Genomic DNA, 7,582 nt, shown 5'->3' with positions numbered 1-7,582 from the left:
GCGCCCGGCAGGATGACGTCGGCGCGATGCGCGCCGCGGTCGCCATGCGTGCCGACATAGACCACGAATGTGCCGTCAGGCACCTTCACCTCGTCGGCGCCGAGCAGGAACAGCACGTCCAGCGTGCCGAAGGTCGTCATCTGCGCAAGCGTCAGTCCGCCCTTGCCGGCCGAGAAGCCGATATCGAGCGCGCCGGCGCGCGAGGCGGTGTCCTGCAGCACGGCAAAGCCGTTCCAGCCGTCCTTGAGTGCGCCCGTAGCAGTCGCGATCCTGGCCGCCAGCGCCAGCACCGCCGCGCCGTCATGCCGCGACAGCGAACCGCCGCCGACCAGCACGATCGGGTTCCTGGCGCCCTTCAGCACCTCGATGAAGGAGTGCTTGCCATTGGCGAGGTCGTTGAGCGTATCGGTGCCGGCGCCGAGATAGTCGTAGTCATAGGTCAGATCGGCCTTCGGACCGATCACGCCGACCCTGAGCTGGCCGGTACGCCAGCGCTTGCGGATGCGCGCGTTGAGCACGGCCGCTTCCCGGCGCGGGTTGGCGCCGATGATCAGGAGCGCATCGGCCTGCTCGATCCCGGCGATGGTCGGATTGAAGATGTAGCCGGCGCGGCCGAGCTTGGGGTCGAAGGCGTCGCCGCCCTGCACCGCCAGATTGGTCGAACCATATTGTCCGAGCAGATCCTTGAACGCGAACATCTCCTCGACCGCGGCAAGATCGCCGGCGATCGCACCGATCCGCTTGCCGTCGCTCCGCTTCAGCCTGGCGGCGATGGCCGCGAAGGCCTCCTGCCAGGACGCGGGGCGAAGCTTCTCGTTCTCGCGGATATAGGGCCGGTCGAGCCGCTGCGTGCGCAGGCCGTCGACGACGTGACGGGTCTTGTCGGAAATCCATTCCTCGTTCACGGCCTCGTTGATCCGCGGCAGGATGCGCATCACCTCGCGGCCGCGGGTATCGACGCGGATCGCAGACCCCACGCCGTCCATGACGTCGACCGACTGCGTCTTGCCCAGTTCCCACGGGCGCGCGGCAAATGCGTAAGGCTTCGAGGTCAGCGCGCCCACCGGGCAGATGTCGACAAGGTTGCCCTGCAGCTCGGAGGTCAGCGCCTGCTCCAGATAGGTCGTGATCTCCATGTCCTCGCCGCGGCCGGTCGCGCCCATTTCCGGGGCGCCGGCGACTTCGGCCGAGAAGCGGACGCAGCGCGTGCACTGGATGCAGCGGTTCATCGAGGTCTTGACCAGCGCGCCGAGATACTTGTCCTCGACCGCGCGCTTGTTCTCGGCGAAGCGGCTGGTGTCGACGCCGTAGCCCATCGCCTGGTCCTGCAGGTCGCACTCGCCGCCCTGGTCGCAGATCGGGCAATCCAGCGGGTGGTTGATCAGCAGGAATTCCATCACGCCTTCGCGCGCCTTCCTGACCATCGGCGAACGCGTGGAGATTTCCGGCGGCTCGCCCTTCGGGCCCGGACGGCAGTCGCGCACGCCCCAGGCGCAGCTTGCGACCGGCTTCGGGCCGCCCTTCACCTCGACGAGGCACATCCGGCAATTGCCGGCGATCGACAGCCGCTCGTGATAGCAGAAGCGCGGAATTTCGGCGCCCGCGGCCTCGCATGCCTGCAGCAGCGTGTATTCCGCGGGCACATCGATCTCTTTGCCGTCGATGATGAGTTTGGTCATTGCTGTCTCAGGTCTTTCCCAGCTTGCAGTCTGGCGGTGTAACGCTGGCGGTCTTCAGCGCCGTCTTGATCCATTGCTGGGTCTCGGCGCCGTAGGTGGCGAGCCAGGCCGGCTGCGCCGCGTTCTTCTCGCACAGGAACGGCAGATGCGGCTTCAAATCGTAGTCGCAGGACGCCTGCCATTCCTTCTTTCCGGAGAACGCGCTGATCGCCTCCTCGCAGGCATAAAGCAGGTAGGTCACGAAGCTCTCGTACTGCACCTGCTCGTCACGCCCGGCCGCCTTGATCTTCTCGTAGTCCGGCTGCGCGAATTTCGGATTCTTGAACGCAAGATCAGTGTAGCCAAGAAACGCCTGCCGCGCGCTGGAGGCGCGATTGCCGGTGCGGATCTCGTTGATCTGGAACAGAATCGCAACAAAGCCGAGCAGCGCCACGGCCGCCTGCGCCATCTGCGCCAGCGTCCCGTATCTCTGCCACCAGAAGCTCGGTTGCGACATCGGTCCCATCATCTCAGCGCGGGTGATCAACCAGATCGAGACGTCGCTCGATCCGTTCGACGCGCATTTCCAATCGGTCAAGCCGACGATTAATGCCAGCCAAACCTTCCTCGACCGCAGTCGAGCGGACCTTGACGTCGAGCATCTCATCGACGACGCGATCAAGCTTCTCATCAAAGCGCCGCATGTGCTGCAGAAGAATATTGTCAGGTTCGACTGCCATTGCCCTACTCCGCCGCGACCATGTTCACGGGGTCGCGCACGCCGATATCGTCGATATCGGCCTTGTGCGAATACTCTGATATCCGCTCCTCGATCTCATGGCGAAAATGCGCGATCAGGCCCTGGATCGGCCATGCCGCGGCGTCGCCGAGCGCACAGATCGTGTGTCCCTCGACCTGCTTGGTCACTTCCAGCAGCATGTCGATCTCGCGCTTGTGGGCGCGGCCTTCGGCCATGCGCGTCAGCACGCGCCACATCCAGCCGGTGCCTTCGCGGCACGGCGTGCACTGGCCGCAGCTCTCATGCTTGTAGAAATAGGAGATGCGCGCGATCGCCCGGATCAGGTCGGTCGACTTGTCCATCACGATCACGGCGGCGGTGCCGAGGCCGGAGCGCAGCTTGCCCAGCGAGTCGAAATCCATCGGCGTATCGATGATCTGCTCGGCCGGCACCATGCGCACCGACGAGCCGCCGGGAATCACGGCCTTCAGATTGTCCCAGCCGCCGCGAATGCCGCCGCAGTGCCGCTCGATCAGTTCGCGGAACGGAAGCCCCATCGCCTCTTCGACGTTGCAGGGCCGCTCGACATGGCCGGAGACGCAGAACAGTTTTGTGCCGACATTGTTCGGACGGCCGATCGCCGCGAACCACGCCGCGCCGCGGCGCAGGATGTCAGGCGCGACCGCGATCGACTCTACGTTGTTGACGGTGGTCGGGCAGCCATAGAGGCCGACATTGGCCGGGAATGGCGGCTTCAGCCGCGGCTGGCCCTTCTTGCCCTCGAGGCTTTCGAGCAGCGCGGTTTCCTCGCCGCAGATATAGGCGCCGGCGCCGTGCGCGACATAGATGTCGAACGGCCAGCCATTGACGTTGTCCTTGCCGACCAGCTTGGCATCATAGGCCTGGTCGATCGCGGCCTGCAGGTGCTCGCGCTCGCGGATAAACTCGCCGCGCACATAGATGTAGCAGGCATGCGCGTTCATCGCGAAGCTGGCGAGCAGGCAGCCCTCCACCAGCAGATGCGGATCGTGCCGCATGATCTCGCGGTCCTTGCAGGTGCCGGGCTCGGATTCGTCGGCGTTGACCACGAGATAGCTCGGCCGGCCGTCGGTCGATTCCTTCGGCATGAACGACCATTTCAGGCCGGTCGGGAAGCCGGCGCCGCCGCGGCCACGCAGGCCGGAGGCCTTCATCTCGGCGATGATCCAGTCGCGGCCCTTGTCGATGATCGCCTTCGTGCCGTCCCACGCGCCGCGGCGGCGCGCGCCCTCGAGCCCCCAATCGTGGAGACCGTAGAGGTTCTTGAAGATGCGATCCTTGTCGTCGAGCATGACTTGGGGCTTCCTAGCGGATCAACGGTTGGACTGTGCGTAGGCAAGGCCCGCGGCGCATCCGCCGAAGGTCAGCGCCCACAACAGGCTGGATTCGAGCGTCGCGTTCAGCCCGTAACGCTGCAACAGAAAAATAAAGGTCGCCGCGGCGACGGCGTGCATGCCGATATAGCGCCAGTTCTTCATCGTACTGACCCTCCCCGGCCCACCCCTGGCCAATATGCGCGTCATGTCGATTCCTTCAGCGTCGTCGGCCCGCCCGCGGGCGCCGAGAACTGACGGTCGGTCTGCGGTCCGGGCTTCGGCGGATTGCCCGAGGCAAAGCCGTCCAGCACCTTGCCGAAGGTTTCCTTGGTCAGGTCCTCGTAGGTGTCCTTCCAGATCTGCACCATCGGCGCATTCACACAGGCGCCGAGGCACTCGACCTCTTCCCAGCTGAAATTGCCGTCCTTGGACAGATGGAAGGGCTCGTGATGGATGCGGCTCTGGCACACGTCGATGAGGTCTCCGGCACCGCGCAGCCGGCACGGCGTGGTGCCGCAGACCTGCACATGGGCCTTCTTGCCGACCGGCTGGAGCTGAAACATCGTGTAGAAGGTAGCGACCTCCAACACGCGGATGTAGGGCATCTCGAGCATGTCGGCGACGACGCGGATCGCGGCTTCCGACACCCAGCCTTCATGCTGCTCCTGCGCGCGCCACAGGATCGCAATCACCGCGGAGGCCTGCCGGCCCGGCGGATATTTGGTGATCTGCGCCTTGGCCCAGGCAAGATTTTCGTCCGTGAACGCAAAGCTCGCGGGCTGCAATTCCTTCGGGGCAAGACGGCGGACGGACATCGTTTCAGTCTCTCATTGTACGCGGCGCGCGGCCTTCGCATTGAGCGCTTCGATCCGGGCGAGCCAGAATGCGCTTGCGGTGCCGAACACGTTGTAGCCGACATGGGTTGAAACCTTGATCCGGTCGAGAATCGACAGGTCGGTCACGGTTTCAAGGCGATTGCTGCGCGGATCGTAGACGATCAGCGTCAGCGACTGGTCGAGGATATAGCGCGATACGGTGTGCCTGGGGTCATTGCCGTGCTCCTCGCACAGCAAGACGCTGTCGCCCTGCAGCAGCCGCGCGCCACCTTTCATGGCTTCGATCTCGACGCCTTCGACGTCGAGCTTGACCAGATACTTGCCGCCAGGCGCGATCCTGCCGTCGTCGAGCAGGTTATCCAGCGCGATCACCGGAACCTCCTCGCCATCAGCCTGGTCGCCGGCGATGCTGAAGGCCTCATGCTTGGTGCCTGAGAGACGCGCGGTACCGCGCGCCGCACCGATCGCGCATTTCATGGTCTCGAAACGATTGCCGTTGATGCGGGCGTTGTTGGCAAGCTTCGGAAAGTTCTGCCCGGAGGGTTCGATCGCGATCGCCTTGTGCGATCCGAACGGCCTGCTCGACACCAGGACCGACCAGTAGCCGTAATTGGCGCCGCAATCGAGCAGCGTGTAGTCGACGTCGGCGGAATCCCGAAACAGCAGCTCAAGTTCGTCCTCGTACCGGAAGGTGCGGTTGAGCAGCTTGCTCCAATAGCCGTCGCCATAGGGAAACTCGAACACGGCGTCGTCATTGAGCCTGACCTGGAGGCCGCGCTCCGGCAGCGTCGTGCGCAGCAGATTGGCGCACATGTTGTAGCCGCGATGCGAGAAGTTCGACGCCACCTTCGATCCCAGCACCAGCGCAACGGCGGCCAAACGCTCCCAGGTGTTCGCACCTTCGAGTGCGCCCGATGCCCGGTCAAACTGGATGGGCGCCTGCGCCATCACCGGTCAACCTCTCCGAACACGATGTCGAGCGAGCCGAGGATGGCCGAGACGTCGGCCAGCAGATGGCCCTTGCAGATGTGATGCATCGCCTGCAGGTGCGCAAAGCCCGGCGCGCGGATCTTGCACTTGTAGGGCTTGTTGCTGCCGTCGGAGACAAGATAGACGCCGAACTCGCCCTTCGGCGCTTCGACGGCGGCATAGACCTCGCCGGCCGGCACGTGCACGCCTTCGGTATAGAGCTTGAAGTGATGGATCAGGGCTTCCATCGAGCGCTTCATCTCGCCGCGGCGGGGCGGTGCGATCTTGTTGTCCTCGACCACCACGGGCCCCTGCCCGTCCGCTGCCCTGAGCTTCTGGATGCACTGCTTCATGATGCGCGCCGACTGGCGCATCTCTTCCATGCGGATCAGGTAGCGGTCGTAGCAGTCGCCGTTCTTGCCGATCGGGATGTCGAAATCCATCTCGGCATAGCATTCGTAGGGCTGCGCCTTGCGAAGGTCCCAGGCCGCGCCCGAGCCGCGCACCATCACGCCCGAAAAGCCCCACTCCCAGGCTTCCTTCAACGGGACCACGCCGATGTCGACGTTGCGCTGCTTGAAAATGCGGTTGCCGGTCAGGAGCGTATCGAGGTCGGCGACGGTCTGCAGGAACGGATCGCACCAGGCTTCGATGTCGTCGATCAGCTTTGGCGGCAAATCCTGATGCACGCCGCCGACGCGAAAATAGGCCGCGTGCATGCGCGAGCCGGAGGCGCGCTCATAGAACACCATCAGCTTCTCGCGCTCTTCGAAACCCCACAACGGCGGAGTGAGCGCGCCGACGTCCATCGCCTGCGTGGTGACGTTGAGCAGATGCGACAGGATGCGGCCGATCTCGCAGTAGAGCACGCGGATCAATTGCCCGCGGCGCGGCACGGTGATGCCAAGCAGCTTTTCCGCCGCAAGGCAGAACGCATGCTCCTGGTTCATCGGCGCGACGTAGTCCAAACGATCGAAATAGGGAATCGCCTGCAGATAGGTTTTCTGCTCGATCAGCTTTTCCGTGCCGCGATGGAGCAAACCGATATGCGGATCGACGCGCTCGACGACTTCGCCGTCGAGTTCCAGCACCAAGCGCAAAACACCGTGCGCCGCAGGATGCTGCGGTCCGAAATTGATCGTGAAATTTCGCAGGTTCTGTTCATTCATGACGGTCAGGCCTTCGGCTCAGCCTTCTCATCGCCGGGAAGCGGATAGTCCGCGCCTTCCCATGGCGAGAGGAAATCGAATTTGCGGAATTCCTGGTTGAGGCGGACGGGTTCGTAGAGCACCCGCTTCTCCTGGTCGTCGTAGCGCACCTCGACAAAGCCGGTGAGCGGGAAATCCTTGCGCAGCGGATGGCCGTCGAAGCCGTAGTCGGTCAACAGCCGGCGCATGTCGGGATGGCCGGTGAAGATCACGCCGTAGAGATCGTAGGTCTCGCGCTCGAACCAGTCGGCGCCCGGAAAAACGTCGATGATCGAGGGCACCAGCGTGGTCTCGTCGGCCTCGGCGCGAACGCGGATGCGCTCGTTCAGGGTCGGCGACATCAGGTGATAGACCACATCGAATCGCTTCTCCCGGCTGGGATAGTCGACCGCGGTGACGTCGGTGATGTTGACGAAGCGCAGCGCGGGATCGTCGCGCAGGTGCTTCATCACCTCGACAATCCTGGCCGCCTCGGCCGTAATGGTGAGCTGGTTGAACGCGACCGCATGGGCCGTGGCCGCACCCGGAAGCGCGCTAACAATCGTCTGCCCAAGGGCCTCGAGCTTGCCGTCGTCCATTGCCTAAAACCTTAGCGTTCGATGGTCCCGATGCGGCGGATCTTCTTCTGCAGCAGCAGAACGCCGTAAAGCAGCGCCTCCGCCGTCGGCGGGCATCCGGGCACATAGATGTCGATCGGCACGATACGGTCGCAGCCGCGCACGACCGAGTAGGAATAGTGGTAGTAGCCGCCGCCATTGGCGCAGGAGCCCATGGAGATGACGTAGCGCGGCTCCGGCATCTGGTCGTAGACCTTGCG

Annotated in this window: 10 protein-coding genes; all 10 read right to left on the bottom strand. The window is 64.1% G+C overall.

Annotation, left to right across the window (positions count from 1 at the left end):
• Positions 1 to 1,679 (bottom strand): NADH-quinone oxidoreductase subunit NuoG (nuoG, locus tag V7E26_RS28025; protein WP_324422616.1); only part of this gene is annotated, 1,679 nt, incomplete at its 3' end.
• Between the two features lie 7 nt (positions 1,680 to 1,686).
• Complete coding sequence (locus V7E26_RS28020) at positions 1,687 to 2,175, bottom strand: hypothetical protein (protein WP_324422614.1); 489 nt, start codon at positions 2,173 to 2,175, stop codon at positions 1,687 to 1,689.
• Between the two features lie 13 nt (positions 2,176 to 2,188).
• Positions 2,189 to 2,398, bottom strand: a complete 210-nt coding sequence (locus tag V7E26_RS28015) for a hypothetical protein (protein ID WP_324422612.1) — start codon at positions 2,396 to 2,398, stop codon at positions 2,189 to 2,191.
• A 4-nt stretch (positions 2,399 to 2,402) separates the two neighbouring features.
• Entirely contained in the window at positions 2,403 to 3,728 is a 1,326-nt protein-coding gene (gene nuoF / locus V7E26_RS28010; RefSeq protein WP_324422610.1) for an NADH-quinone oxidoreductase subunit NuoF, read from the bottom strand.
• A 21-nt stretch (positions 3,729 to 3,749) separates the two neighbouring features.
• Positions 3,750 to 3,959 (bottom strand): hypothetical protein, encoded by a 210-nt coding sequence (locus V7E26_RS28005; RefSeq protein ID WP_324422608.1) that lies wholly within the window; start codon positions 3,957 to 3,959, stop codon positions 3,750 to 3,752.
• Positions 3,956 to 4,567 carry an NADH-quinone oxidoreductase subunit NuoE gene (gene nuoE / locus V7E26_RS28000; protein ID WP_324422605.1) on the bottom strand — a complete coding sequence of 204 codons (612 nt, stop codon included), beginning with the start codon at positions 4,565 to 4,567 and terminating at the stop codon, positions 3,956 to 3,958. Before nuoE ends, V7E26_RS28005 begins: the two co-directional genes overlap by 4 nt.
• 12 nt (positions 4,568 to 4,579) lie before the next feature.
• Entirely contained in the window at positions 4,580 to 5,536 is a 957-nt protein-coding gene (locus V7E26_RS27995) for an FkbM family methyltransferase (RefSeq protein WP_324422603.1), read from the bottom strand.
• Positions 5,536 to 6,726 (bottom strand): NADH-quinone oxidoreductase subunit D, encoded by a 1,191-nt coding sequence (locus V7E26_RS27990; RefSeq protein WP_324422601.1) that lies wholly within the window; start codon positions 6,724 to 6,726, stop codon positions 5,536 to 5,538. Before V7E26_RS27990 ends, V7E26_RS27995 begins: the two co-directional genes overlap by 1 nt.
• A 5-nt stretch (positions 6,727 to 6,731) precedes the next feature.
• Positions 6,732 to 7,343, bottom strand: coding sequence for an NADH-quinone oxidoreductase subunit C (locus V7E26_RS27985; protein ID WP_324422599.1), 612 nt, complete (start codon positions 7,341 to 7,343; stop codon positions 6,732 to 6,734).
• An 11-nt stretch (positions 7,344 to 7,354) separates the two neighbouring features.
• Positions 7,355 to 7,582 (bottom strand): NADH-quinone oxidoreductase subunit NuoB (gene nuoB, locus V7E26_RS27980; protein WP_324422597.1); only part of this gene is annotated, 228 nt, incomplete at its 5' end.

This window comes from Bradyrhizobium sp. (assembly GCF_036735945.1).
In the GTDB taxonomy this organism is placed as follows: domain Bacteria; phylum Pseudomonadota; class Alphaproteobacteria; order Rhizobiales; family Xanthobacteraceae; genus Bradyrhizobium.
This window is presented reverse-complemented; position numbering and strand designations above follow the sequence as displayed.

Coding starts and splice junctions, on each gene's coding strand:
- V7E26_RS28020 (WP_324422614.1), bottom strand. CDS start 2,175: ATGTCGCAACCGAGCTTCTGGTGGCAGAGATACGGGACGCTGGCGCAG.
- V7E26_RS28015 (WP_324422612.1), bottom strand. CDS start 2,398: ATGGCAGTCGAACCTGACAATATTCTTCTGCAGCACATGCGGCGCTTT.
- nuoF (WP_324422610.1), bottom strand. CDS start 3,728: ATGCTCGACGACAAGGATCGCATCTTCAAGAACCTCTACGGTCTCCAC.
- V7E26_RS28005 (WP_324422608.1), bottom strand. CDS start 3,959: ATGACGCGCATATTGGCCAGGGGTGGGCCGGGGAGGGTCAGTACGATG.
- nuoE (WP_324422605.1), bottom strand. CDS start 4,567: ATGTCCGTCCGCCGTCTTGCCCCGAAGGAATTGCAGCCCGCGAGCTTT.
- V7E26_RS27995 (WP_324422603.1), bottom strand. CDS start 5,536: ATGGCGCAGGCGCCCATCCAGTTTGACCGGGCATCGGGCGCACTCGAA.
- V7E26_RS27990 (WP_324422601.1), bottom strand. CDS start 6,726: ATGAATGAACAGAACCTGCGAAATTTCACGATCAATTTCGGACCGCAG.
- V7E26_RS27985 (WP_324422599.1), bottom strand. CDS start 7,343: ATGGACGACGGCAAGCTCGAGGCCCTTGGGCAGACGATTGTTAGCGCG.